General features: G+C 38.5%; 1 protein-coding gene and 1 pseudogene. Both read left to right on the forward strand.

Translation table 11 applies throughout. The features are described 5' to 3' along the window. Positions 1–233 precede the first annotated feature (233 nt). The gene (locus CG11_RS30975) at positions 234–362 is read left to right on the forward strand and encodes a hypothetical protein (protein WP_255351982.1); all 129 of its coding nucleotides are present in this window, start codon (positions 234–236) and stop codon (positions 360–362) included. A gap of 3 nt (positions 363–365) precedes the next feature. Beyond that, a pseudogene (locus CG11_RS26255) lies at positions 366–808 on the forward strand (hypothetical protein); the annotation flags it as partial.

Here is an 808-nt window from a genome sequence, read left to right on the forward strand (position 1 = left end):
CTTTACAGTTGCTTTGTCAAGAACAACAAATTTGCTTGTTAAAAACAAAAATTAAAAGCACTCAAACTTATTTGCAGCAGTTGAGCCTCAAAGCCTCCTCAGCAAAAATATAGAAAAAATCAACCTTTAAAATTTACGCCATTAGTTCCTAGTGGCGTTTTTTATTGCCTTGTTTTTTGCATTCAAAGTCCGTATTTTAGGGGCTTTCATTCTTTCATCAAATCTAAAAACACATGAAAAAACTAAAAAAAACTAGAGCTAAATTACACCCTGACGAGCAGATTGTTGGACGAGGGGTTCCCTTATCCATGCTCAACCAAAAGAAACTAAAACGATTAGGAAAACTTAAAAAAAGACGCTAAGCCATGAAAATTGTAGATACTTTAAGTCCAGAGGGAGGCTCTAGAGCCGAACGATGGTGGGAAGATCAAGGTTTTGTAGAATTGTATCAATTCTTTCGAAAAGGAGCGATGGAAAAACGCTTTTATGATAAGCTCAAAGATGTCCGAACGGTGCACGAAGTCTTTCAATTGAGAGGCTATCAGTTTGGTAACTGGGTGACGCATGAAGACCGTTTTAATTATTTGGCTGCTCTAGGCATTTGTTTGTATGACTTAAATCGAGTGTTGCGATTCAAAGGAAACAACCTTGGTTTGGACAAAACTTTGGGCATTGCCTTTGGAGCTCGAGGGGTAAAGGGCGCTTTAGCCCATTACGAACCCTCTACCAATATTATCAATCTCACTCGTTACTACGAAGAGAACCGTTTTGATGAACCTACCGAGAAAAAAGTCCGCTTTGTCTTTTC

It is taken from the genome of Aureispira sp. CCB-QB1, assembly GCF_000724545.1.
GTDB lineage: Bacteria > Bacteroidota > Bacteroidia > Chitinophagales > Saprospiraceae > Aureispira.